Source organism: Maribacter litoralis, assembly GCF_902506355.1.
In the GTDB taxonomy this organism is placed as follows: Bacteria; Bacteroidota; Bacteroidia; order Flavobacteriales; family Flavobacteriaceae; genus Maribacter; species Maribacter litoralis.
Genome location: NZ_LR733271.1, coordinates 186,627 through 212,398, shown reverse-complemented (window position 1 = coordinate 212,398; position 25,772 = coordinate 186,627). Strand labels below are relative to the sequence as shown.

Below are 25,772 nucleotides of genomic sequence, written 5' to 3'. Positions count from 1 at the left end.
TTTATTTTAAAAAATATTCTGTTTGTCTAGCATTTTTTATAAAAAAATATAATCAATAAGTTATTGTATATTTAAAGGTATAATAACTTCCTATTTGTACAGTTTTGAAACATCTTTTTTCTAGTTTATATTCAAATATTATTTCTTTTGTAATTGGAACATTCTGGTTATTTAGTAGTGTCGTACTTGCCCAAGGAGCCAACGATATTAATGAAAGCGGTAAGAATTTCTTTTTAGATTCAAAAGGGAAAAAATATGAGAATTCTGGAGAGTTAATTAAGGAACTTCGAAAAAGACATGAAACCTTGCTGCAAAAGGGAGATACTTTACAGGGAATTGATGTTTTAATGCAGTTGGCAGATGTTTACGGCCATAGAGCAGAGTATGCAAATTCCTATGATGTGTTCTGGCAATCCCTTTTTTTAGCGGATCGTGTAAAGAATGATTCTTTAGACGCCTTGATCGCATGGCGTTTAGGTAGGTTTTATAGCTTTTATAAAAGAGAAAAGGAATCTCTAAAGTATTTGAACAAGGCATTGAACATCAAAAAAAATATGGTTAAGAAAGGCAATGCAGATCCCGCTTATTTGGTCCTCAATTACTTTGCTTTTGTAAGTACCTATCGCGAGTTTGATATGCCAAAACTTGCAAGTAAATATTTAGATAGTTGTTTAATTTATTATAAAGATGTAAAGAATCAATTGCCTATGCCTCAATTGAACTTTGAAAAGGCATTTATTTTATCTAAAACAGGGCATAATGAAGAAGCATTGGAGTTATTTAAAAATTTGGAACCATATTTTCTAGAAAATAGACCATCATATATGGTTTTGTTCTATACTTATTGGGGTGATGTTTTACAGAATATAGGTGATTTGAATAACAGTGTAAAATATTATGAAAAAGCTATAAATGCATCAGAAAAGTATAAGCGGCATATTGATTTTACACCACTTATTTACGAACGCTTAACGGAACATTACGTAAAGCAAGGTAATTATCAAAAAGCATATGAGAATTTAAAAATAGCAAAGAATTTAGATGCACTATTTTTTGATGGTCGAAGTTCTAAGAATAAATCCATGTTAGAGATTCGGGATGAATTTAGAATTGAAAAACAACGGCAATTAGATTTAATACAACAACAGCGATTTGAAAAGCTAAAACAAGAAGAGAAAATTTCAATGTTGCAGCGTGTAATTTTGTTGGGCACTATAGTCTTTATTTTAATATTGGCATTTTTCTTTTTTAGGCACCTTCGTAATAAGCATAAGTTAGAAAAACAGCTGATTAGACGAAACAAAGAATTGGAAATACAAAAAGCTAACGAACTTTTAGAATTGAAGAATAAAGAACTAGCCGCTTCTGTGTTACAGCTTGTTGAGAAAGACGAGTTTTTAAAAGACTTAAAAGAAAAATTAAAATCCAATAAAGACAATCTACAGCAATCTGAGATAAATAAATTGTTACGGACCATATCTGTAAACAACAATAATAATTGGGAGGAGTTTAGACTCAGATTTACGGCAGTTAATGAGAAATTTTATAAGAAATTAACTAAAAAATACCCTAATCTTACTCAAAGTGACCATAAAGTTTGTGCTCTTATTAAATTGAATTTTTCCAGTAAAGATATGGCTAGGCTGTTAGGTATTTCAGTAGAATCTGTACATACTACCCGTTATAGATTGCGTAAAAAATTGAAACTGGAAAGAAAGGAAAATCTTGAAGATTTTATAGCACAGTTATAAATGAATTTAGAGATAATTTCTACATGTTAATTGTTGATGTTTTCGGTAGTCTATAATCATAGACCTTTAAGCGTTTTAAGGGGTTATTATATTTGTTTATCAAATTAGCCGACTTTGGTTGGGAATAAGTTCTCTCAAAATTATCTCATGGCATTAATTCAAATTATTGTCAGACTTTTTCTTATTGAAACTAATTATTAGTCTTGCTGTTAAGCATTACTTCAATGTAGTTTTGGTTGATCTTCTATTCTTATATAATTATAGTAGAACATGTTTTCAGGATCTTCAACTTGGTCATATTTAATATCCAATAATATTGGCAATTCATATTATGCTTGATTTTTGATAAAATGAATTAAAAGTCTCTGGGTAAATAGCGTCAATTAGGCTGTCATTGTCTAAACCATTTTGTCTCTGGAATATGGATATAAATCACGTTAATAAAACTCACCTGAACAAAAACTGGACTGTATGTTCTATCTAGTGGATATATTTAATAATTATGGATTGTATTGGTAGGAAAAAAATGAGTTGCTGATAGTAATATACCTTAAATATTAATTGAACAGATTTTTTAATAGGATTGATCATTTGTAGTATCTCTTAGCTGATATGGTGCTTGAAAAGGTGTGTGAAAGAGGTAGTTTACCGCTACGGAGTTAAAACGTAGAAGAATCGTTTTGTTGAATTAATTGTATGTCCAGTTTTTGTTGAGTGTCTATTTTAAAGTAGATGAACGGTTATTTCTAAATTGCTTCTCATTATCGAAATGATAATTGTCTATAGAAAAAAATATGAATATGAAATTGTTGCGAAGTAAAAAGTAAACAATTGATAAGCATAATAATTTTTGTTTTTGACAAAGACATAATTCATTTTCTATTTAAAATGATGATTGCAATAGACAATGTAGTAATAATCAATATGGAAAAAATCCATGCAAACCATAAATAAACCAACCATTAAAGAAGGTCAAATCCCAAAAATTAAGCTAGATAAATTGGGGATTACCAATGCACAATATTTAAGTGCGGCATCTAAACGGGCATTACAATGGCCCGAGGTTGGTAATGAATGGTTTATTGAATTTGAAGAACTTAAACCTTTATTGGGAGATTTGGCTTATGAAGAAGGTGTCTGTAGAAGAGATCCTAGTGCTGTAATTAAAGAGAATGGCATATACTACGTATGGTATAGCAAAAGTTTAGGTGCTACGCAGGGTTTTGCAGGCAATATTGAGAAGGATAAGGTTTTTCCATGGGACCGATGCGATATTTGGTATGCAACTTCTAAAGATGGCTGGACATGGAAGGAAGAAGGTATCGCCGTAAAAAGAGGAGATTCTGGCTCTTTTGATGACCGTTCTGTTTTTACGGTAGAGGTAATGAAGCATAATGATAAATTCTACCTGAGCTATCAAACGGTTAAAAGTCCATATACGGTTCGGGTGAAAAATCAAGTTGGTTTGGCTTGGTCAGATAGCCCTATTGGTCCTTGGCAAAAATTACCGGAACCTATTCTTTCACCAGCTGATAATGGAATTTGGTTGGGTGAAGAGGATAATAGGTTTAAGGTCGAAAAAAAAGGGGACTTTGATAGTCATAAAGTACATGATCCATGCATTTTACCGTATAAAGGCAAATTTTATTTGTATTACAAAGGCGAACAAATGGGTGAGGAAATAAACTTCGGCGGACGTCAAATTAGACATGGGGTTGCTATTGCGGATAATCCGTTAGGACCTTATGAAAAGTCGGTATATAATCCCATCAGCAATAGCGGTCATGAAATCTGTGTTTGGCCCTATGATGATGGAATAGCATCTTTGATCACTACGGACGGACCGGAGAAAAATACCATACAATGGTCTCCAGATGGTATCAATTTTGAAATTGTGGCGAGTATTCAAAATCCGCCACATGCAATAGGTTTAAATAGGACTGCGGATACCGGGGGTAATCCAACAGAAATATTAAGATGGGGTTTGACCCATATTTACAATAACGACGATTATCAAAGTATACAGCGGTTTTCGTCATATAATAAAACATCACATACAGCAATAGGAGAAAAAGCAATTTAAAATGATAGCAACACAGTACAAAGGCGATAAAACATTTTCTGTAATAGAAAAAGAAATAGAAGCTCCAGCAAAAGGAGAAGTTAGAATTAAAGTGGCATACGTAGGCGTTTGTGGTACAGATGTACATATTTATCATGGTATGATGGATAAACGTGTAAACATACCTGAGACCATTGGTCATGAAATGTCCGGAACCATAGACGCTATTGGTGAAGGTGTAAGCGGATTCAAAGTAGGCGATAAAATAGTGGTTAGACCGTTGGATGATAGAAAGGTGAAATCATCTGACAAGGGGTTCAACCATATTTGTGAAGAGCTTAAGTTTATTGGTATTGATAGTCCGGGTGCCATGCAACAGTACTGGAACGTACCTGCATTTACACTTCATAAATTAAAAGAAGAAACAGACTTAAAATTGGCAGCATTGATAGAACCTTTATCAGTAGCAGTGCATGATGTAAGAATGAGTGAATTAAAGGCAGGGGAGACCGCCGTGGTTTTGGGCGGTGGCCCAATAGGTCTTTTAGTTGCTTTGGTAGCCAAGGAAAAAGGGGCACAGGTAATTGTATCTGAAGTAAATGAAACAAGAATATCCAAGGCAAAAGAATTAGGACTTGATACTGTAAACCCTATAAAAACGGACTTAGTAGATTATGTAAAAAGCAAGACCGATGATAAAAGGGCAGATGTTGTATTCGAGGTTGCAGGAGTTCAACCTGCATTGGATATTATGACAGAGGTTGCCGGTATTAGAGGTAGAATTGTAATGGTAGCTATACATGGGCAAAAGAAAGAAGTAGACTTATTTAAATTCTTTTGGAAAGAACTTAAATTAATAGGGGCAAGAGTGTATGAAAAAGAGGATTATGAACAGGCTATACGTTTAATTACGGCGAATGAATTGCCATTCAATGAAATGATTACGGACGTGCAACCGCTAAAGAACATACAAACGGTATTTGAAAATATAGATAAAAACCCCGAGGGACTAAAAGTCTTGATGGATTGTCAATCATAACTAAGAACTAAAACTTTAAAAGAAAATGGGAGTACTGGATAAATTCAGTTTAAAAGGAAAAACGGCATTGGTTACGGGTTGTAAGCGAGGCATAGGTAAAGCCATGGCGATAGGTCTTGCGGAGGCTGGTGCAAATATCATAGGTGTAAGTGCTACTTTAGAGTCAAGCGGTAGCGATGTAGAAAAGGAAATAAAGGCACTGGGTAGAGATTTTAAAGCCTATGCGTGTGATTTTAGTGATAGAAAAGCACTATATAGTTTTATTGCAGCCGTTAAAGGCGATTTTCCTGTAATAGATATTTTGGTAAACAATGCCGGAACCATATTAAGGGCGCCAGCCGTTGAGCATTCAGACGAGTTATGGGATAAAGTGATAGAGGTAAACCAAAATGCACAATTCATTTTAACCAGGGAAATAGGAAAAGAAATGGTTGAGCGTGGTGCAGGAAAAGTAATATTTACGGCATCGTTGTTAACTTACCAAGGTGGAATAACCGTGCCGGGCTATGCAGCCAGTAAGGGAGCGATCGGTCAATTGACCATGGCCTTTGCCAACGAATGGGCCGGTAGCGGAGTAAATGTCAACGCCATTGCACCGGGGTATATAAGTACTGATAATACAGAAGCCTTACGTAATAACGAAGAACGGGCAAATTCTATTTTGGCTAGAATTCCGGCAGGAAGATGGGGCCAACCAGAAGATTTTGCAGGACCCGTAGTCTTTTTGGCTTCGGACGCGGCTGCATATATGAACGGAAGCATCACTCTGGTAGACGGAGGTTGGATGGGTAGATAATCACACTAAAAACAGAAAAATGGCATCAATAAAAGAATACGAAATGTTTATAGATGGATCTTGGGTTACTTCAACCTCTGGTGAAACCATCGATATTATAAATCCATCAACTGAGGAGGTTTACGCAAAGGTTCAAAATGGAACGGTTGCGGAAGCTGTACAAGCATTGGAAGCAGCCGATAGGGCACAGAAAGAGTGGAAAAAAGTCCCTGCCAGAAAGAGAGCTGAGTTGCTGTATAAATTTGCTGATGAAATAAAGGCGAATGCCGATAAATTGGCAGAACTTTTAGTAAAGGAACAAGGTAAGTTGCTTAAAGTAGCTAAAATGGAAGTTGCGGTAACCGCTTCTTTTATAGAATATGCTTGTGAGGGAGCACGAAGAATTGAAGGTGATATCATTCCTTCGGATAACCCAAATGAACAAATTTGGATTCAAAAAATACCACGTGGAGTCGTAGTTGCCATAACGGCATGGAATTTTCCTTTGGCTTTGGCCGGAAGAAAAATTGGTCCGGCATTGGTAGCAGGAAATGCTATCGTGGTAAAACCGACTTCAGAAACCCCGCTAGCAACATTAGAGTTAGGACACTTAGCTAAAAAAGTTGGTTTGCCAGATGGTTTGTTGAATATTATTACAGGACCGGGAAGAGCTATGGGTACTGCCTTGGTAGAAAACCCTTTAACCAAAATGGTGACCATGACAGGATCTACTCCTGTAGGTCAACAAATAGCAAAAATGGCAGCACAGAACCTAACGCACGTACAATTGGAATTGGGTGGAAAGGCTCCGTTTATAGTGTTTGAAGATGCTGATATTGATGCAGCCGTAGATTCAGCTTTGCATTCAAGATTCGATAATTGTGGTCAAGTATGTACCTGTAATGAACGTATGTATGTTCATGAAGATATTTACTATGCATTTATGAATAAGTTTATAGAAAAGACCAAAGCGCTGAAAGTAGGTGATCCAATGCTAGAAGATTCTGATATGGGACCTAAAGTAAATAAGAGCGAGTTGGAACATATGGAGCATTTGGTAAAGGTAAGTGTTGAAGAAGGAGCAACAATTGCCGCGGGTGGTACACGTTTAACCGGTGGTGAATTTGAAAAAGGCTATTGGTTTGAACCTACTGTATTGACCAATGTCACCCAAAATATGACCATTGTTCATGAAGAGTCTTTTGGACCAATTTTACCGGTTTTAAAATTTAAAGATTTTGATGAAGTTATGGGCTATGCAAATGACTGTGAATACGGTTTGGCTGCCATGGTATTTACCAATGATATGAATAAGATTATGCGTTGTAACGATGAACTAGAATATGGAGAAATTTATGTAAACCGTGGTCATGGAGAGCAGCATCAAGGATTCCATAACGGTTATAAGTTAAGTGGATCTGGTGGTGAAGACGGTAAGTACGGATTTGAGCAGTATATGGAAAAGAAAACGTTTTACGTAAGACATAAAGCATAATGAGTACAAGAATCGCAAAAGTAGATTGTCAATTATTTAAAGTTCCCTTACCTGAAGTTATGAATGATGCCAAGCATGGCGATCATACACATTTTGAGTTGGTTACGACTACAATTACCTTAGAAGATGGTTTTGAAGGTACTGGATATACGTATACCGGCGGTAAAGGAGGGCATGCTACGAGAGCCATGGTAGAACATGATTTGGCACCGTTCTTAATTGGGAAAGATGGTACTCAAATAGAGGAGATTTATGAGGAAATGGAATGGCATATACATTATGTTGGTAGGGGCGGTATTGCTTCGTTCGCTATTTCTACAGTTGATATCGCACTTTGGGATATTCGTTGTAAAAAGGCAAACAAACCTTTGCATATAATGGCAGGTGGTGCCGATAATACATGTAAGGCATATTGTGGCGGTATAGATTTGCAGTTTCCTATTCCTAAGCTTTTAAACAATATGAGAAGCTATTTGGATAACGGATTCAATGCTGTTAAAATCAAAATAGGGCGAGAAAATTTAGAGGATGATCTAGAGCGCATAAAAGCGGTACGTGAGTTTGTAGGTCCAGAAGTTACTTTTATGGTCGATGCCAATTATTCTATGACCGTTGACAAAGCAATAAAAGCTATAGAAGGCTTTAAAAAGTATAGCATCACTTGGTTCGAAGAACCTATTATACCAGATAATTATCAAGGTTATGCAGAAATCGTTGATAAGACGGATTTTCCTTTAGCTATGGGTGAAAACCTTCATACAATACACGAATTTGAATATGCCTTTGCGCAATCTAAATTATCATTTATTCAACCAGATGCCTCTAATTGTGGTGGTATTACTGGTTGGTTAAAGGTGGCTAAGTTAGCTAATGAACATAACATTCCTGTTTGTAGTCATGGTATGCAAGAACTTCATGTAAGTCTGGTGTCTTCACAACCGAATGCAGGCTGGTTAGAAGTGCATAGCTTTCCTATAGACCAGTATACACTACGTCCTTTAGTTGTGGAAAATCATAGAGCTGTAGCACCAGATACTCCGGGTACTGGCGTAGTGTTCAATTGGGAGAAATTAGCACGATATAAAAGCTAATAAAATATGTAATGACTTACCGAATAACTATCGTATCACACTTTATTGAATGAGACGGATTAATGAATAACCAATGGAAGAAAATAAACAGTATATAATACGAATCGCAGCAATAGTTGCTCTAGGTGGTTTTATACTTGGCTTTGATGCCTCAGTGATATCTGGCACCCTTAAATTCGTAGAAACCGAATTTTCTTTGAATGATATTCAATTAGGTTGGTTGGTAAGTTCCATAACATTAACAGCGGCCCTAGGTACTTTTATAGCAGGGCCATTAAGTGATAAAGTAGGAAGAAGAAGCGTACTTAAGTTTGCAGCTTTGTTATTTGCTGTTTCGGCACTTTTCTCTGCAATGTCAACCACATTTACCATGCTTATTATTGGCAGGCTTATAGGTGGTTTTGCGGTTGGTGCGGCGTTGATCATGGCCCCAATGTATATTGCAGAGGTGAGTCCGCCTGCGAAAAGAGGACAAATGGTTTCTTTTAATCAATTAAATATTGTTATAGGTATATCGGCTGCATTTTTTACAAATTACCTTATTCTCAAATTAGGAGAAAGCCCATATGAATGGGTGAATGCCATTAACCTTAAAACATGGAATTGGCGATGGATGCTTGGTTTGGAGGTTTTTCCTGCCTTGTTGTATTATATCGGTTTATATTTTGTTCCCCAAAGTCCTAGATGGCTGTCTATGCATGGTCATTTTGAAAAAGCCCAACTCACCTTGCAGAAATTTGTTGGTACGGAAGACGCAAGGCATCAAATGAAATCAATTGAGGAGAGTATTCTTCAAGAAGGTAAAAAAGAGAAAGTGCACTTTGGCGAGCTATTTAAAAAGAACATTCGCCTGGTAATTATAGTAGGTATTATCGTTGCGATTTTTCAGCAATTAGTGGGTATCAATTCCGTAATGTTTTATGCACCCTTAATTTTTGAACAAACGGGTATAGGTACAGATGCATCTTTCTTACAGGCAATCTTAGTTGGTTTGGTAAATCTTGTATTTACTCTAGTTGCTATGAAAATAATAGACAGATTGGGGCGTAAACCCATGCTGGTATATGGTATGGTAGGTATGGCGGTTTCTATGTTGATTCTTGCTTATGGGTTTAAAACTGCTACCTATACATTAGATAGTGAAGCTTTGGCAAGTTTACCTAATGAAATGGCTATTGAAAAACTAAGGGCAATAGAAAGTCAGACCTTTGCCTCAGATTTAGATTTCAAAGCTGCTGTTGCAAGCGCTATTGGTGTTACAGAAGCTAAACAGTTTGAAGCTGTGCTGGTTACCGCCGCTGCAAAAATGAATGCTGTTTTAATTTTAATAGGAATATTACTTTTCGTTTCTTTTTATGCCGTATCAATTGGTCCTGTAATGTGGGTGCTGTTTTCAGAGCTGTTTCCGAACCGTATCCGCGGACTCGCAATTTCTTTTGTGGGCTTGGTAAACCTAACCTTTGCCTTTTTGGTACAATTGGTTTTTCCTTGGCAGTTAACTAATTTAGGTAACGCCCTTACCTTTTTTCTTTATGCAATAATTGCTGTAATTGGTTTATTGTTTATAGTAGCCAAAGTACCGGAAACCAAGGGGAAATCATTAGAGGAATTGGAAGTGTTACTGGTAAAATCCCCTTGATACTTTATAAACCGAATATGTACTAATACTTGGTTTTATCTTGTTTAGAAGCCCAATTGTTAAAGACTTCAACAGCTTCGCCTTGTAACATTTGTTTAAAGTGAATTTGTCTGTCTTGCATTTCAACTTCTAGTTCATCATAAATAAATTGATCATCAAAATCTATGGCTTTTGCATCAGCTTTATCACAGCCGTAATACACAGCTTTAGGTCTAGCCCAATAAATGGCACCAAAACACATAGGGCAGGGTTCGCAAGAAGTATAAATTATACAATCGGTTAACTGAAAAGTATTTAGTTTGTTACAGGCATCTCTAATAACGACCATTTCTGCATGTGCTGTGGGGTCATTGGTAGAGGTTACTTTATTATGTCCTTCAGCTATAATTTCTCCATCTTTGACAACAACGGCACCAAATGGTCCGCCGGCGTTCGAGTTCATTCCCTTTGCTGCCATTTCAATGGCTCTTCTCATAAAAAACTCATGGTCTTTCGTCATACTAACTTTTTTAAAATTGTAGATACAAAATTACAGGAATAAAATGGTATTAACTTTAGTTTTCTACCGTATACGATTATTAGTTTAACGTAATGGATTTTGACTTTACCCTAAAGCAACGCTCTTCTCCTAAATAAAGCGGATTTCCATGTTTCTCGGACCAAAATCCGTCTAGAATATCTTTGCTAATACACTGGTAAACAGCAACACCTTTGTAAATGTTTTGGTCTTCACCTACATATTTAAAATTGATGACGAGTATATTGTTTTTAAAGAAACCCGTACCAGTTTGTTGCTGTGATTGGTTAATGGTCCAATGGGCTACAATTCTTTTGTTTGCGTTTAAATTTAGAGAGAGTGTGCCGATATAGTTATGCGATTCATCATCTTGGTTAGTGCCAATAATAGTATACTCACCAACTAAATCTTCAATTTTCATATAGGGTATTATTCAAAGCGAAAATATTCAAAATTTCAATTTCTGACTATTAATGAAGGTCTAAAAGTCCAGAAGTTACTCTGGTTGTTTAAAACTACAAGACATATTATGCAAACTTGGTTGTAGATGTAGTGGAAAAGAACAATCTTTAGCTTTTAAAATATGAAAACGATTATGAAGAAAGTGATTTTACTAAGCCTATTGGTCTTAAGTTATGTAGTAGAAAGCAATGCTCAAAAATCGGAATATGGAGATAACCAACCCTATTCTTCGTATTGGTTTGTAAATGAGCTTTTAACATGGTCACCCGAAAATGATAAAGAAGCCAAGTTTAATATAAGTCATGTTCCATTGGCAAGTCGGTTTTTAAACGATTCAATTAACTTGAATGATGATGCGCAGAAAATTCCTGGTATCATAGCATTGATGGCTCCACATACTACCAACTTTCATCCATCACAAGGGTTTTCAACGGTAAAACAATATGCTTTTCCTTTCTGGCAATATATAGATTATTTTGTGCAATGGGGTGGATCTGCTAATGAAGGTATTATTGTACCGCCCACGGCATTTTGGACAGACGCTGCCCATAAAAATGGAGTTAAGAGCATAGGTACCGTATTTTTTCCGCCTAATGTATATGGAGGTAAAGAAGAATGGGTATACGAATTTTTAGTTCAGAACGAAGATGGAAGCTTTCCCGTTGCCGATAAATTGATAGAAGTTGCTACAACTTATAATTTTGATGGATGGTTCATAAATCAAGAAACCTATGACTTGGTTGGTGAAATGGGGGCGTTAATGCAGCAATTTATATCCTATTATAGAGAAAAATCAGATTTAAAATTAGTGTGGTATGACGCTATGATCGATGATTCTAGAGTCATTTGGCAAGATGAATTGAATGAACATAATCAAATGTATTTCCAAGATGGAAATACCAATATGTCTGATGTCTTTTTTATCAACTTTAGATATCATGAAGTTAATCTGGAGGACAGTAAAACCATTGCCAACGAATTGGGTAGAAGCGAGTGGGACTTATATGCAGGTATAGATGTACAGTCAAAAAGTTATATGACACCTGTAAAATGGGATATGCTATATAAAAACGGGAAGCCAAATAACACATCCATTGGTATTTATTGGTCTAACGCTACTTTTGATATTTCGGAAACCAAAACCCCTGAAGATGTTTATAACAACGAACAAAAGTTCTGGAACGGTGGTCCGACTATAGAAACACGTTTTGGTAAAAGCGAATGGAAAGGATTTGCCAATTATTTTGAACCGCGTAGCGTAATAAATGAATTACCATTTAAGACTAGTTTTAATTATGGATTGGGTAAATTTTATAATGAAAAAGGGAAAACGGTTTCTAAGACTGAATGGCATAATTTAAGTATACAAGATGTATTACCAACATGGCAATGGCAAGTAGATAGTATTAAGGTAAAGGCAACCATTAGTTTTGACGAAAGTTATGAAGGTGGTAGTAGTTTGTTTTTTGAAGGATTTGAAAATGCCGAAATACCTTTATATAAAACTAAAATAGACTTAGATAACAAGGTAACACTTAATGTAGTTTCCAAGACCGCTGAAGACTTGAGTTTAGAAGTCTATTGCCAGTTATCTAGTGGGGAGTTGCTGATTTTTCCTTTAAAGAATTCCCTTTCTTGGAGCAATAATAGTATTACTATTCCATCTCGTAAAAATGTAATTTTATCAGAAATAGGTTTGTATTCAAAAGGAAAAGGTAATGCTTATGTAGGGCAAATATCTTTACACTCTAAAAATGAATCAAAACCAACCACATCAGAATTTAGGGTAGAAGGTTTTATAGATGAAAAAAACGCAGAATTGTATGTGAATTTTGATGCTGTTGAGGCTAATATTTATCATAATATTTACTACATAAATGAAAAAAACCAAAAGATTTGGTTGGCAAAAACCCCTTCTAAAAATTTTTATATTTCAAAAATTCCTACAAAAAAAGGAAAAATAAAGATTGAGATTCAATCGGAAAATGTTGGCGGCAAAAAAGGCAAAATAAGGCGAAAAATTTTCGATTTATCTAAATAATGTATGTCGGTTTTTTGGCAAGAAAAGTGAATCTTTACTACATAAAGGTTGGGCTATATAATTGAGCAAAAACTACTTAAGTTGGCAAGAAAAAATAGTAGAAAATTACATCAATGTTAATAGTATGTTATTAAAGAAAATTGTCTATGGACAACTTTAATAAAAATAATTTTAAAAAATATTAGCTGAAGTAATTCTTTAAGCAAATCTGAATTTTGCATTCAGATATATGATTGTAATAAATTGATTTTTAAATAGTTGTATCCTTTTTTAAAAGTATGTCAATCATTGTGAATTTTGACTAAAATTGCAATTGTTGATAACCCTGTTAAAAGCTTACGCAGTAAAACGTAAAAATAAGATGATTAATTTTGGACCTTTACACCTCGCTTAATTAGTTCATCATTAACATTCTTTTAACATGAAAATCACAGAAGTCATAAAACGGGATTTTTCAACAAAACCCTTCCATTTACACAAAATTACAAATGCCATTTTAAAGGCTATGACAGCTGTTGAACATGGGGGACCAGGAGAAGCTGAAATTATTTCCAATAATGTGCATTTGGCGTTGTTAGAAAGAAAGAAATTAGACGAAAGCTATATTCCTACAGTAGAGGAGGTTCAAGATTTTGTTGAGAACAAATTAATGGAAGGCGGTTACTTTGATGTTGCCAAAGGATACATCCTTTATAGAAATGAACAGGCACAGAAAAGAAAGTCTAACATTTTTGAAAAGCGAGTGAATCTTAAACCCTATGAATACCCTGCATTGTACGAATATGTTTCTGCAATTAGACATTCATATTGGATCCATACTGAATTTAATTTTACGAGCGACATTCAAGATTTTAAGACCGGTCTAACCGATATTGAAAGAAATGCCATAAAGAATGCAATGTTGGCCATTTCGCAGATAGAAGTTGCGGTTAAAAGTTTTTGGGGCGATATCTATCACAAAATGCCTAAGCCAGAAATTGGTTCTGTAGGAGCAACATTTGCAGAGAGTGAAGTAAGACACCATGATGCATATTCACATTTATTGGAAATTTTAGGTTTAAACGAAGAGTTTAAAAACTTAAAGAAGAAGCCCGTAATTATGAAAAGGGTGCATTATCTAGAAACAGCTCTTAAAAACTCTAAAAGTGAGGACAACCAAGAGTATGCAGAATCTATATTATTGTTCTCTTTATTTATTGAGCACGTATCGTTATTCTCTCAGTTCTTGATAATAATGGCGTTCAATAAGCATAAAAATATGTTTAAGGGAATTTCTAATGTTGTTGAGGCGACTTCAAAAGAGGAGCAGATCCATGGTGATTTTGGTATTGATATCATTAATATCATAAAAGATGAAAACCCTAAATGGTTCAATGCAGAATTCCACGGAGCGGTACAAAATATGTGTCAAGATGCATTTGTAGCCGAAAGTGATATTATCGATTGGATTTTTGAAGCGGGCGAAATAGATTTCCTTCCTAAGAACTTGATTAAGGAATTCATTAAAAAGAGATTTAACGATTCTATCGAGAGTATCGGTATCGAAAAAATATTCGAGGTAGACGAAGAATTATTATCACAAACGGAATGGTTTGATGATGAGATTATCGGAACCAAGCATGGCGATTTCTTCGTAAAGCGCTCTATCAACTATAGCAAAAGAACACAAAGTATAACCAGTGACGACTTATTTTAAATGAACGATTCAAAAATTAATTTAGAGACTAGCATACAAGAAGAAGTAAAACTGAATGGTTCTAATGAACTGGTACAAGCTAGAAAAGAGGCGCTTAAAAGCATAAAGCAAGACAAAGAAGAAGGATTTAAATGGTTAAATGAAGATAGCCGTAACTTCTTGGCTTCAGGGTATTTATCACCTGGGGTTTCTGCAGAAACACGTATTCGCGAAATTGCCGATAGAGCAGAACAAATACTAGGTATGCCTGGTTTTTCAGACAAGTTCTATGGTTATATGAGCGAAGGTTTTTACTCATTGGCATCGCCGGTTTGGTCTAATTTCGGAAAGGAAAGAGGATTGCCTATTAGCTGTTTTGGCTCTAATATAGCCGATGATATGGGTAACATTCTATATACCCAATCTGAAGTTGGTATGATGTCTAAATTAGGAGGTGGCACCTCTGGTTACTTTGGTAATATTAGACATAGAGGCGCAGAGGTTAAGAATAATGGTAAAGCTTCTGGTGCTGTACATATTATGCAACTCTTTGAATCTATGGTAGATGTAGTTAGCCAAGGTTCAGTTCGTCGTGGTCGTTTCTCTCCATATTTACCGGTAGAACATGCCGATATTGAAGAGTTTTTGGAAATTGGTACTGAAGGTAACCCTATACAAGAGCTTACCCATGGTGTAACCGTTACCAATAAATGGATGCAAGAAATGGTAGACGGTGATAATAAAAAACGTTCTATCTGGGCAAAAGTTTTACAGCGTAGAGGTGAAATGGGTTACCCTTATATCTTCTTTAAGGATAATGCAAACAACGGCGCTGCAGATGTATACAGAGAAAAGGGACATAAAATTTACGCAAGTAACTTATGTACTGAGATTATGTTGCCTTCTAGTGATGAGTGGTCTTTTGTATGCGTATTGTCTTCTGTAAACGTTCTTCATTATGACAAATGGAAAGATACCGATGCGGTAGAAACCATGGTATGCTTTTTAGATGCTGTAATTACTGAATTCTGTGAAAAATTAGAAGTATATCGTGATTCAGAAAGTCGTGAAGATCGCCAAACGTTCATGTTTATGGAACGTGCATATAACTTTGCCAAAGATAACCGTTCGTTAGGTTTAGGTGTTTTAGGTTGGCATTCATTATTGCAGTCTAAAATGTTGCCTTTCAACAGTCAAGAGGCATATAATTTAAATAGTGAAATATTTAAAACGATAAAAGAGAAATCTTACAGTGCATCAGAAGAGTTAGCTGTAAAATTTGGCGAGCCAGAAGTATTAAAAGGCTTTGGTAGAAGAAACGCTACGTTGAATGCAATTGCACCAACTACATCATCAGCTTTTATATTAGGTCAGGTTTCCCAAGGTATAGAGCCAATTTGGTCCAATACTTATGTAAAGGATATTGCCAAGGTGAAGACCACTATAAGAAACCCGTTCTTAGTTGATCTTTTAGAGGAGAAAGGAATGAATACTACCGAAGTATGGAGAAGTATACGTGATTTTGACGGATCTGTACAGCATTTGGATTTCCTTACCGATTTGGAAAAAGATGTGTTCAAAACATACTCTGAAATAGACCAGATGGATATTATCTATCAGGCAGCGAACAGACAAAATCATATTGATCAAGGTCAATCTGTTAATATTATTGTTCATCCAGATATGCCGGTTAAAGAAATCAATAAGATTCACGTTACCGCATGGAAATTAGGGTTGAAATCTTTGTATTACCAACATAGTATGAACGCCGCACAAAAATTCAAGCAAAAGAAAGATTGTGCTAGTTGTGAAGCATAAATTGTAATTCTAGAACTAGAATTTACTTTTTAAAGATCTGGTGTTTTAGAGAACCAAAAACGTTCTGCTAAGTCACCAGATTTTTTATTTCTTAGCGTTGATAGAGCAATTGTACCTGCATCAATAATTTTTTAGAGGATTTATAATTTTGTTTGATGAAGAAGTTATTATGTTAAAAATGCGGATGGATTAAACCATTTTATATTTTCAATGTCCTATAAAATTACCTTATTGACAGTCTTTAACACCTATTTTTATTTAGTTGAAAATATGGTGCTAAAACCTTGTTAAATATAGCTTAAGGTATCCCTAAAATTGGTGATTAGGTTTAGATTTGTTAGTAACCAAACTAACTAAATTCAATCTCACCACCTATGAAAACAAAATACATTGTTTACAGTATCTTGCTGATTGGGATTACCGCTTTGATCATTTATCGAATAAATGCCAATAATGAAATTGGGGCGACAAAGTCATCAGTAGAATCTTCTACCGCAACATCAGTAAAAGGACTTGTTTTACAACCACAGGAGTTTAATGACAATATTTCACTTTCCGGTACCATTGAGGCCAATGAACAAATAGAGATTAGAAGTGAAATTTCCGGTGTCGTTGAAAGCATCAATTTTGAGGAAGGTAGTAAAGTAGTGGAAGGTCAAGTACTTTTTACGGTAAATGATATTGAACTTCAGGCACAGCTTTCTAAAGTACAGACCGCACAAAAACTAGCTTCGGAAAATGAACGTAGGGCAAAATTACTATTAGAGAAGCAGGCAATAAGTCAAGAAGAATATGAAATTGCCAGTGCAGACTTTCAATCCGCCAGTGCAGAATCACAACTTATACAGGCACAACTATCAAAAACAATTGTTAGGGCACCTTTTTCAGGTACAATTGGGCTACGTTCCATATCAAAAGGAACGTATGTAACACCACTGACCCCTATTGCAAAGCTGGTGAATACCAGTAAACTCAAAATCACCTTTTCCATTCCTGAAAAATATGCGTCTCAGGTAGCGATAGGTACAGACCTCACTTTTACAACTTCAGATGCAAATACTGCGTATGAGGCTACCGTATATGCTATAGAGCCAGAAGTAGAAATAGCAACTAGAACATTGAAAATGAGGGCTATTGCAGAAAATAGTGAAGGTAAAATTTACCCAGGTACTTATGCAAATGTTTTGTTGCCTTTAGAAAGTGTGGACAATGCTTTGTTGGTTCCATCGGAATCATTGATTCCGGTACAGAACGGTAAACGCATTTTTATATCGGAAAAAGGAAGGGCAAAAGAGATAGATGTTGAGATCGGAACAAGAACTGGAAACGAAGTGAGAGTACTTACAGGATTAAAAGCAGGTGATACCATTTTAACGTATGGTGTTATGGCATTAAAAAATGGTACTCCGGTAGAAATAGATTTTAATCAATCAGAATCAAGAACAGGGGAATAATGAATCTATCTACTTTAAGTATTAAAAGACCGGTACTTGCCATAGTAATGAACATAACACTGGTCCTTTTTGGGATTATTGGCTTTACTTATTTAGGAATTAGGGAATTTCCGTCTATTGATCCGGCACAGGTATCGGTACGAACAACATACTCCGGTGCCAATGCAGATATTATAGAATCTCAAATTACAGAGCCCTTAGAGAAGGCGATTAACTCCATTGACGGTATTAGAAATATTACTTCATCGAGTGTACAAGGATCAAGTTCAATAAGTATTGAATTTAATTTGGATAAAGATCTTGAAGATGCTGCAAATGATGTAAGGGATAAGGTTTCGCAAGCGGTAAAAAGTTTGCCAGATGATCTTGATTCTGCCCCGGTTGTATCAAAATCCGATGCAGATGCACAAAGGATTCTGTCGATGACCGTGCAGAGCGATAATAAGAACATCTTGGAACTATCTGATTATGCGGAAAATGTTATCGCCCAAAGAATAGAGACCATTCCAGGAGTTAGTAGCGTGCAAATTTGGGGTCAGCGTAGATATGCCATGCGACTTTGGATAGATCCTCTGAAACTATCCTCATATGGTCTAACGGTTTCTGATGTACAAGATGCACTTTTGGCACAGAACATTGAATTGCCATCTGGAAAATTAACTGGGGATAATACCGAACTAACGGTAAAGACCATAGGAAACTTAAGTACCGAAGAGCAATTTAATAATATCATTATCCTGGCAGATAAAGATAAACTAGTTCGTTTAAGCGACATAGGCAAAGCTTCTTTAGAAGGGGAGAATATGGAGACCAAAATGAGCGATTCCGGTCAGCCTATGGTAGCAACCGCAGTAATACCGCAACCGGGTACAAACTATTTGGAAATCGCAGATGCTTTTTACGAAGAATACGAAAACCTTAAAAAGGACCTGCCCGAGGGTTTTAAATTAAACATTGTAATCGATGATACCGTTTTTGTTAGACGTGCAGTTACCGAAGTAGCCGAAACATTACTTATTTCGGTAATTCTGGTAATACTGGTCATCTTTGTTTTCTTTAGAAATTGGTCAATGGCCATGCGACCCTTAATAGATATTCCTGTGTCATTGATAGCCACTTTTTTTGTAATGTGGTTGTTTGGGTATTCAATAAATGTTTTGACTCTTTTGGCGATCGTATTGGCAACGGGTCTGGTGGTTGATGACGGTATTGTGGTAACAGAAAATATTTATAAAAAAGTAGAAGAGGGTATGAGCCCGATAGAGGCAGCCATAAAAGGATCTAATGAAATATTCTTTGCGGTAATATCCATCTCAATAACCTTAGCTGCCGTGTTTTTACCGGTAATATTTCTAGAAGGTTTTGTAGGTAGGCTTTTTAGGGAATTTGGTGTGGTATTGGGTGCTGCTGTATTGATTTCGGCATTTGTATCGCTATCGTTGACACCTATGTTAAATGCATATCTTATTAAACCCGGTAAGCAAAAGCAGTCTAAGTTTTACCATGTTACCGAAAAGTACTTTTTGCAAATGAATAAATCCTATTCAGAATCGCTACGGGTTTTCATGAAAAGAAAATGGCTGAGTTTTCCTATTCTGGCGGGATGCATAGCGTTAATTGCAGTGTTTTACATCATACTACCCAAAGAAACGGCGCCCTATGATGATCGTAGCTTTATCCGTTTGAGCGTAAATGCGCCAGAAGGTTCTTCATATGAATATATGGATCGCCTTATGACCGATATTACCGAGTTGATAAATGATTCCGTACCGGAGAAAAAGGTGAGTTTGGTATTAACGTCGCCCGGATTTGGATCTTCTTCAGTAAACAGTGGTAGGGCAAATATTGCTTTAGTAGAACCTAGTGAACGCGATCGATCTCAAAGAGAAATCGCTAACGATCTGGGCGAGTGGGCAAAAGCCTATGTGGGAGGAAAGTCAAATGTGTCTGAACGCCCTACAATTTCAGTCAACAGACGTGGTGGACCACCGATACAGTATATTATTCAGGCACAGAATTTTGATAAGTTGAAGGATTATATTCCAGCATTTATGGCAGAGGCAGAGAAGGATGAAACCTTTTCGTATGTAGATGTTAATTTAAAATTTGACAAGCCGGAGTTATATGTATCCATTGACCGGGAAAAAGCGGAGACCTTGGGCGTTTCTGTAATAGACGTAGCGGAAACTTTACAATTGTCACTGAGCGGTCAACGATTTGGGTATTTTCTAAAGAACGGTAAACAGTATCAGGTAATTGGTCAGTTTGACAAGGAAGATAGAAATGCGCCAATGGACCTTACATCCATTTTTGTAAAGAATAAGGACGGATTGCTTATTCAGCTAGATAATTTGGTTCACACCTCAGAACATAGTAGTCCGCCACAACTATATCACAATAACCGCTACATGGCCGCAACGGTTTCTGCGAATCTTGCCCCCGGAAAAACTATAAACGATGGTATAGCGGCAATGGAAAGAATTAAGGAAAATGTTCTAGATGAAACCTTTACCACAGATTTGGGTGGTGAGTCTCGTGATTTTGTTGAGAGCAGTTCAAATACATTGTTTGCATTTGGTCTAGCACTGCTATTGATATTTCTAATTTTGGCAGCCCAGTTTGAAAGTTTTATTGACCCCTTTATTATCATCTTAACGGTGCCAATGGCTGTGGCAGGTGCTCTTTTCTCGTTATGGTTGTTTGGGCAGTCTTGGAATATTTTCAGTCAGATCGGTACTATTATGTTAATTGGTCTTGTAACTAAAAATGGTATTCTAATTGTTGAATTTGCGAACCAACTAAGAGAACAGGGTATGGAAAAAAGTGAGGCGATATTACAAGCCTCAGAATCTAGATTAAGACCCATATTAATGACTAGTTTAACCATTGCGCTAGGTGCATTACCAATTGCTTTGTCTTTAGGTGCGGCATCTACAAGCAGAATAGGAATGGGTGTAGTAATTATTGGAGGCACTATGTTCTCGCTGCTTTTGACCCTATTTATTATACCTGCACTGTATTTATTATGGTCTAGGGAAAAAGTAGAAAGACCAGAGTTTAAAGTACTTGAAACAAACTAGAATGAATTTATCGAAGCTTACATTTTTATCAGTAATATTTTTATGTTTTAACGGTACTGCGCAAGAAATTCTAACGATTGAAGATGCTGTTAAAATTACGGTGAAGAATAACTATCAAATTATTACCGCCGCCAATAATTTAAAAATAGATTCTGTATCGGTTAGTCCGGGTTTTGCTGGTATGCTGCCCACTATCGAAGCAACCATTGAAGATGATAATAGTATACAGAATTTATCACAAACCAGATCAGATGGTTCTCAAGTAGAGCAAGACAATGCAAAAAATAATAGTTTAGATTATGGTGTATCTCTTGATTGGACCTTGTTTGATGGTCTAAGCATGTTTGCGGCATACGACCAGTTAAAACAGAATAGGGATTTAGGTGCGGAAGAGTTAAAGCAAGTAGTTTTGACCAAGGTAGGAGAGGTAATGATTACCTATTATGATTTAGTTCAACAACAACAGCAGTTAGCTGCGTTGGATAGTACCATTTTCATTTCCGAACAACGGGTAGAATTAGCAAAAAATAGATTTTCCATAGGTAAAGCTTCTAAGTTGGAAGTTCTTAATGCGCAAGTAGATTTAAATACCGATCAAACCTTAATGCAACGCCAAAAAGAATTGTATGCAAATACCAAAATTCAACTGAATGAGCAATTGGCGAGGGACTTAACAACCGACTTTAAGGCAATACCTGAAATTTTTGTTGATGAAAGTCTAATGCTGCCCGATTTGGAATCTAAGTTAATGGAAAATAATCCCGAATTAAATGCTGAACGAATCAGTAGAAGGATAAGTGAGCTAGAATTAAAACAGGTTAAAGCAGCAAGGTATCCTACGATTTATGCAACTACGGGCTATAATTTTGGAAAATCGGAATCTAGTCTTGGATTTACTACAAGCTCAGAGTCCAACGGTTTTAGTTATGGTTTTGGGGCAACATTAAACCTATTTGATGGATTCAATCAAAACAGGAATGAGAAAATAGGAAAAATGGAATTGGAAAATGCGGCCATTGCCATTAAAGAAAAAGAACAGGAATTGCTATCTACATTGAGCACTACCTATCAAACCTATCTTACCAATATAAGTTTAATAGAATTGGAAGGAAACAATGAAGCAATAGCTAAGGAAAACTTAGATATTACGGTAGAAAAGTATAGAATAGGTATCATTCCTACCATTGAGTTTCGAACGGCACAACTTAACTATATAAACGCAAGGGTTAGGTTTAGTAATGCAAAATTTCAAGCAAAACTATCCGAAATTATTCTTAGACAATTGTCTGGTGAATTAAATATTTGAGCTATGATCCTTTATGCAAATTTTCGCGCTAAGTTAGTAAGGTATATACTTGTTTGGCTATTTCTAATTCTTCATTGGTCGGTATGACCAAAATTTTAATTTCTGAATCTTTTTTATTGATTTCACGAAGGCTAGATGCTCTAAGGTCATTTTTTGCATCATCTAAGTGAATATTGAAATACTCCATATCCTTACATACCAATTGCCTAATCAGGCTTGAGTTTTCTCCTATGCCTGCGGTGAAGATGATTGCATCTAAGCCGTTCATGGTGGCAGTATAGGCTCCGATGTATTTTTTAATACGATAGGCGTTCATTTCTAAAGCAAGAATACAATCGGTATTTCCTTTACTCGCCTCTACTTCAATATCACGTAGGTCATTGTAACCTGTAAGGCCTAGCATTCCACTCTTTTTGTTTAAAAGTTCATTTACTTCATCTAGACTATACCCAAGCGTATTCACCATATAAAAAATAATGGAGTGGTCAATTTCGCCACTTCTAGTACCCATTATCAAACCGTTAGACGGGGCAAATCCCATACTGTGATCAATGCTCTTCCCATCTTTGATAGCGGTAATACTACAACCATTTCCCAAGTGAATGGAAATGAGCTTGGTATTTTTATTGCCTAGATATTCATTTGCTTTTTCAGAAACATATTTATGGCTAGTACCATGAAATCCATAAGCTTGCACTCTCTTTTCTTCGAACAAGATATTTGGAACGGCATATTTTTTGGCTTTTATTGGTAAGGTACCATGAAAGGCAGTATCGAAAACAACAATCTGCTTAGCTGATTCAAATATTTCTTCCGCCATTAGTATACCTTCTAGATTGGCAGGATTGTGTAAAGGGGCTAGGGGAGAAAGCGATTTTATTTTTTGCTTAACTTCTTCATTGATTAAAGTAGTGTCAACATAATCTTTACCACCATGTACCACACGATGACCAATGGCATCTATTTCTTCAGTACTATCGATAACGCCCATTTCAGTATCAAGTAAAAGAGAAGTAATTCGCTCTAAACCAGATTTGTGAGTTGCAATTTCATAGGTTTTTTCAACCTTATGTGTATCCGTTTTATATGTAGATATAGCTTGGGTACTGCCAATACGCTCAATAGTACCAAGGCAAATTATTTTTGCTGAAGGCATCTCTAAAAGTTGGTATTTTATTGACGAGCTACCAGAGTTTATGATTAAAACATTCATAGAAATAAATTAGAATCCTTGTGCTTGAATAGCGGTTATAATTACGGTGTTAAAAATATCGTCTACGGTACACCCACGGCTTAAATCGTTTACAGGTTTATTTAGACCTTGTAACATTGGGCCTATTGCCAATGCACCCGTTTCTCTTTGCACTGCCTTATAGGTGTTGTTACCTGTATTTAAATCCGGAAATATAAACACACTGGCTTGTCCTGCTACTTCAGAATCGGGAAGTTTGCTGAGTCCGACCTTAGCGTCAACCGCCGCATCGTATTGAATAGGACCTTCCACTTTTAGGTCTGGCTTTTTCTCTTTAATGATTTCGGTCGCTTTTCTAACCCTATCTACATCTTCACCTACACCAGAAGCTCCAGAAGAGTAAGAAAGCATGGCTACTTTTGGTTCAATACCAAAAGCGGCACTAGTGGCGGCAGAAGATATTGCAATTTCTGATAACTGTTCAGAATTCGGATTCGGATTAATAGCGCAATCCCCAAAAACTGTTACCCTGTTTGGAAGGCACATGAAAAATATAGAGGATACAATAGATACACCGGGTTTGGTTTTTATGAATTGCAAAGCAGGTCGAATAGTGTGCTGGGTGGTATGTATTGCACCTGAAACCATACCATCTGCATCGCCCTTGTGTACCATCATAGTACCGTAATAAGATACATCTTCCATTAAATCTTTAGCCATAGCCAAATTCACGTTTTTATGTTTACGCAATTCATATAAAGTAGTAGCGTAGTCTAAGAAATCAACTGAATTAGTTGGGTCTACTATATTAATGTCATTAATATCTAAATCGATATCTAGCTCGGTAATTTTTGAGATAATTTGTTCTTTGTTTCCTAAAAGTGTAATGCGTACGGCATCTACATCAATAAGTTTTTTGGTAGCCAAAAGAATTCGTTCGTCTAAACCTTCGGGGAGCACAATATGTTTTTTAGAAGATTTAGCTTTTTGAAGTAAGTTATACTGAAACATTCTTGGGGTAATGCCTTTTGCTTTAAAGGTGATCAAACGTTCCGCTAATTCTTTAGTGGGAATATGCTTCTCGAATTCTTGTATAGAAGTCTGTATTTTTTCTTTGTTTTCAGCGTAAATACGTGGTCTAATGGTGCCAATTTTGTTGGTAACGAAGAATGTACCTCTGGCAACGGATAAAATGGGAATAATATCTGACAACCCTTCTATTAGTTTAATAATCGAATCTTCGGGTAGTAGACCTCCGGTTAAAACAATACCTGATAAGCTAGGATAATTAGTAGAAATATTTGCTTGCAAGGCTCCAAGAATAATATCTGCGCGATCCCCAGGCGTAATGACCAAACTGTCATCTTTTAAATGCGTTATATAATTTCGCAATTGCATGGCACCAACGCTAAAACTACCAACTTGGTTGTTTATGTAATCCTCGCCAAAAAGAACATTTGCATCTAATTCTTGCGCAATTTCCTTTAGGGTAGGGCTGCCAAGTATATTGTTTACGGGTATAGTACCAACCAAAACATCTTTTGGTAATTTCTCTTTTAACTCGTTAGATACAATCATTACGTTCTCGGGTAGTACCTTATTGGCAACAATTAGTAGAACATCTACACCTTTTTCAACAAAAGAATCGTAGGCCATATGCAAATTGCCCACCAATTCGTCTAAGGTTTTGTTTTTTCCGCTTGCTAAAATTACTGCGGGTATACCTAAGTTTTTGGCAATAAGAACATTTATGTCCCATTCAATGATAGTGCCTTCTCCAGAAAAATCTGTTCCTTCCACTAAAACAAAATCGAATCGGTTTTCTATGGTTTTATATTTATGTATAATATGACCAACAATTTCATCGTCCTTGTCTTCATTTTTTAATTGTACTACTTGGCTACGGGTGTAGGCATAGGCATCAATTGGTTTCATATCCAAATTGAAATAGCTGAGTACGGTATCAATGTGATTATCTATTTTATCATTGGGAACATCATCAATTATAGGTCTGAAATAGCCTACTTTGGCGGTTTTTCCTAGTAAAAGTTGCATAAGACCAAGGGAAACAATCGATTTTCCACTATTGGGTTCTGTAGTTACAATATATATGGCTTTACTCACGTGTAAAAGGGATTAGTGTTTATCAAATTTATAGGATTCTTTAGGTATGCAGAATTTTTAAGTTAAAAACTGACAAATTCATTTAAAGATTCTATTTTTCTTTACCGAATTTATAATTTAATTTTTTCAGATTTTCATCTGAATTTTTTCGAGTCAAAAATATATCCAACAACAACTATTACATATGACTAAAGTCATTAATCGAAGTATTTTTCTTTTGGTGGTTGGGTTATTAACATTTACAAACTATT

At 35.9% G+C, this 25,772-nt stretch carries 17 protein-coding genes; 13 read left to right on the top strand and 4 right to left on the bottom strand.

Annotation, left to right across the window (positions count from 1 at the left end; genetic code table 11):
• The first annotated feature begins 104 nt into the window (after window positions 1-104).
• The 7 genes from EXIGUO8A_RS00955 to EXIGUO8A_RS00925 all read left to right on the top strand — a co-directional run bounded on the left by EXIGUO8A_RS00955 (window position 105) and on the right by EXIGUO8A_RS00925 (window position 9,852).
• Window positions 105-1,751 carry a hypothetical protein gene (locus EXIGUO8A_RS00955; protein ID WP_159301589.1) on the top strand — a complete coding sequence of 549 codons (1,647 nt, stop codon included), beginning with the start codon at window positions 105-107 and terminating at the stop codon, window positions 1,749-1,751.
• A gap of 937 nt (window positions 1,752-2,688) precedes the next feature.
• On the top strand, window positions 2,689-3,834 hold the full coding sequence (locus EXIGUO8A_RS00950; RefSeq protein WP_159301588.1) for a glycoside hydrolase family 117 protein: 1,146 nt from the start codon (window positions 2,689-2,691) through the stop codon (window positions 3,832-3,834).
• 1 nt (window position 3,835) lies between these two features.
• On the top strand, window positions 3,836-4,852 hold the full coding sequence (locus EXIGUO8A_RS00945; RefSeq protein ID WP_159301587.1) for a zinc-dependent alcohol dehydrogenase: 1,017 nt from the start codon (window positions 3,836-3,838) through the stop codon (window positions 4,850-4,852).
• A 25-nt stretch (window positions 4,853-4,877) separates the two neighbouring features.
• Window positions 4,878-5,648 carry an SDR family oxidoreductase gene (locus EXIGUO8A_RS00940; protein WP_159301586.1) on the top strand — a complete coding sequence of 257 codons (771 nt, stop codon included), beginning with the start codon at window positions 4,878-4,880 and terminating at the stop codon, window positions 5,646-5,648.
• A gap of 19 nt (window positions 5,649-5,667) precedes the next feature.
• Window positions 5,668-7,122: an aldehyde dehydrogenase gene (aldA, locus tag EXIGUO8A_RS00935; RefSeq protein WP_159301585.1), complete on the top strand. Its 1,455-nt coding sequence runs from the start codon at window positions 5,668-5,670 to the stop codon at window positions 7,120-7,122.
• On the top strand, window positions 7,122-8,213 hold the full coding sequence (locus EXIGUO8A_RS00930; RefSeq protein WP_159301584.1) for a mandelate racemase/muconate lactonizing enzyme family protein: 1,092 nt from the start codon (window positions 7,122-7,124) through the stop codon (window positions 8,211-8,213). The genes aldA and EXIGUO8A_RS00930 overlap by 1 nt, the downstream gene beginning before the upstream one ends.
• A gap of 73 nt (window positions 8,214-8,286) precedes the next feature.
• A complete protein-coding gene (locus tag EXIGUO8A_RS00925; protein WP_159301583.1) occupies window positions 8,287-9,852 on the top strand; it encodes a sugar porter family MFS transporter in 1,566 nt (521 codons plus the stop codon).
• Window positions 9,853-9,874: 22 nt separating this feature from the next.
• Here EXIGUO8A_RS00925 and EXIGUO8A_RS00920 read toward each other — a convergent pair whose 3' ends face one another.
• Complete coding sequence (locus EXIGUO8A_RS00920; RefSeq protein ID WP_159301582.1) at window positions 9,875-10,351, bottom strand: nucleoside deaminase; 477 nt, start codon at window positions 10,349-10,351, stop codon at window positions 9,875-9,877.
• Between the two features lie 79 nt (window positions 10,352-10,430).
• Window positions 10,431-10,790: a hypothetical protein gene (locus EXIGUO8A_RS00915; RefSeq protein WP_159301581.1), complete on the bottom strand. Its 360-nt coding sequence runs from the start codon at window positions 10,788-10,790 to the stop codon at window positions 10,431-10,433.
• Window positions 10,791-10,964: 174 nt separating this feature from the next.
• Here EXIGUO8A_RS00915 and EXIGUO8A_RS00910 point away from each other — a divergent pair, with 174 nt between their 5' ends.
• The 6 genes from EXIGUO8A_RS00910 to EXIGUO8A_RS00885 all read left to right on the top strand — a co-directional run bounded on the left by EXIGUO8A_RS00910 (window position 10,965) and on the right by EXIGUO8A_RS00885 (window position 22,205).
• Window positions 10,965-12,872: an endo-beta-N-acetylglucosaminidase gene (locus tag EXIGUO8A_RS00910; RefSeq protein WP_159301580.1), complete on the top strand. Its 1,908-nt coding sequence runs from the start codon at window positions 10,965-10,967 to the stop codon at window positions 12,870-12,872.
• A 421-nt stretch (window positions 12,873-13,293) separates the two neighbouring features.
• Window positions 13,294-14,568: a ribonucleotide-diphosphate reductase subunit beta gene (locus EXIGUO8A_RS00905; RefSeq protein WP_159301579.1), complete on the top strand. Its 1,275-nt coding sequence runs from the start codon at window positions 13,294-13,296 to the stop codon at window positions 14,566-14,568.
• On the top strand, window positions 14,569-16,365 hold the full coding sequence (locus tag EXIGUO8A_RS00900; protein ID WP_159301578.1) for a ribonucleoside-diphosphate reductase subunit alpha: 1,797 nt from the start codon (window positions 14,569-14,571) through the stop codon (window positions 16,363-16,365).
• Between the two features lie 374 nt (window positions 16,366-16,739).
• Window positions 16,740-17,819 (top strand): efflux RND transporter periplasmic adaptor subunit, encoded by a 1,080-nt coding sequence (locus tag EXIGUO8A_RS00895; RefSeq protein ID WP_159301577.1) that lies wholly within the window; start codon window positions 16,740-16,742, stop codon window positions 17,817-17,819.
• A complete protein-coding gene (locus tag EXIGUO8A_RS00890; protein ID WP_159301576.1) occupies window positions 17,819-20,899 on the top strand; it encodes an efflux RND transporter permease subunit in 3,081 nt (1,026 codons plus the stop codon). Before EXIGUO8A_RS00895 ends, EXIGUO8A_RS00890 begins: the two co-directional genes overlap by 1 nt.
• 1 nt (window position 20,900) lies before the next feature.
• Window positions 20,901-22,205, top strand: a complete 1,305-nt coding sequence (locus EXIGUO8A_RS00885) for a TolC family protein (protein WP_116769581.1) — start codon at window positions 20,901-20,903, stop codon at window positions 22,203-22,205.
• 28 nt (window positions 22,206-22,233) lie between these two features.
• On the opposite strand, the gene EXIGUO8A_RS00880 is transcribed toward EXIGUO8A_RS00885, so the two are convergent.
• Window positions 22,234-23,418: an acetate/propionate family kinase gene (locus tag EXIGUO8A_RS00880; RefSeq protein WP_159301575.1), complete on the bottom strand. Its 1,185-nt coding sequence runs from the start codon at window positions 23,416-23,418 to the stop codon at window positions 22,234-22,236.
• Window positions 23,419-23,427: 9 nt separating this feature from the next.
• Entirely contained in the window at window positions 23,428-25,521 is a 2,094-nt protein-coding gene (pta, locus tag EXIGUO8A_RS00875) for a phosphate acetyltransferase (RefSeq protein WP_159301574.1), read from the bottom strand.
• Window positions 25,522-25,772 lie beyond the last annotated feature (251 nt).

Coding starts and splice junctions, on each gene's coding strand:
- EXIGUO8A_RS00940 (WP_159301586.1), top strand. CDS start 4,878: ATGGGAGTACTGGATAAATTCAGTTTAAAAGGAAAAACGGCATTGGTT.
- EXIGUO8A_RS00915 (WP_159301581.1), bottom strand. CDS start 10,790: ATGAAAATTGAAGATTTAGTTGGTGAGTATACTATTATTGGCACTAAC.
- EXIGUO8A_RS00910 (WP_159301580.1), top strand. CDS start 10,965: ATGAAGAAAGTGATTTTACTAAGCCTATTGGTCTTAAGTTATGTAGTA.
- EXIGUO8A_RS00890 (WP_159301576.1), top strand. CDS start 17,819: ATGAATCTATCTACTTTAAGTATTAAAAGACCGGTACTTGCCATAGTA.
- EXIGUO8A_RS00930 (WP_159301584.1), top strand. CDS start 7,122: ATGAGTACAAGAATCGCAAAAGTAGATTGTCAATTATTTAAAGTTCCC.
- EXIGUO8A_RS00905 (WP_159301579.1), top strand. CDS start 13,294: ATGAAAATCACAGAAGTCATAAAACGGGATTTTTCAACAAAACCCTTC.
- EXIGUO8A_RS00950 (WP_159301588.1), top strand. CDS start 2,689: ATGCAAACCATAAATAAACCAACCATTAAAGAAGGTCAAATCCCAAAA.
- EXIGUO8A_RS00900 (WP_159301578.1), top strand. CDS start 14,569: ATGAACGATTCAAAAATTAATTTAGAGACTAGCATACAAGAAGAAGTA.
- aldA (WP_159301585.1), top strand. CDS start 5,668: ATGGCATCAATAAAAGAATACGAAATGTTTATAGATGGATCTTGGGTT.
- EXIGUO8A_RS00925 (WP_159301583.1), top strand. CDS start 8,287: ATGGAAGAAAATAAACAGTATATAATACGAATCGCAGCAATAGTTGCT.
- EXIGUO8A_RS00880 (WP_159301575.1), bottom strand. CDS start 23,418: ATGAATGTTTTAATCATAAACTCTGGTAGCTCGTCAATAAAATACCAA.
- EXIGUO8A_RS00895 (WP_159301577.1), top strand. CDS start 16,740: ATGAAAACAAAATACATTGTTTACAGTATCTTGCTGATTGGGATTACC.
- EXIGUO8A_RS00945 (WP_159301587.1), top strand. CDS start 3,836: ATGATAGCAACACAGTACAAAGGCGATAAAACATTTTCTGTAATAGAA.
- EXIGUO8A_RS00920 (WP_159301582.1), bottom strand. CDS start 10,351: ATGACGAAAGACCATGAGTTTTTTATGAGAAGAGCCATTGAAATGGCA.
- EXIGUO8A_RS00885 (WP_116769581.1), top strand. CDS start 20,901: ATGAATTTATCGAAGCTTACATTTTTATCAGTAATATTTTTATGTTTT.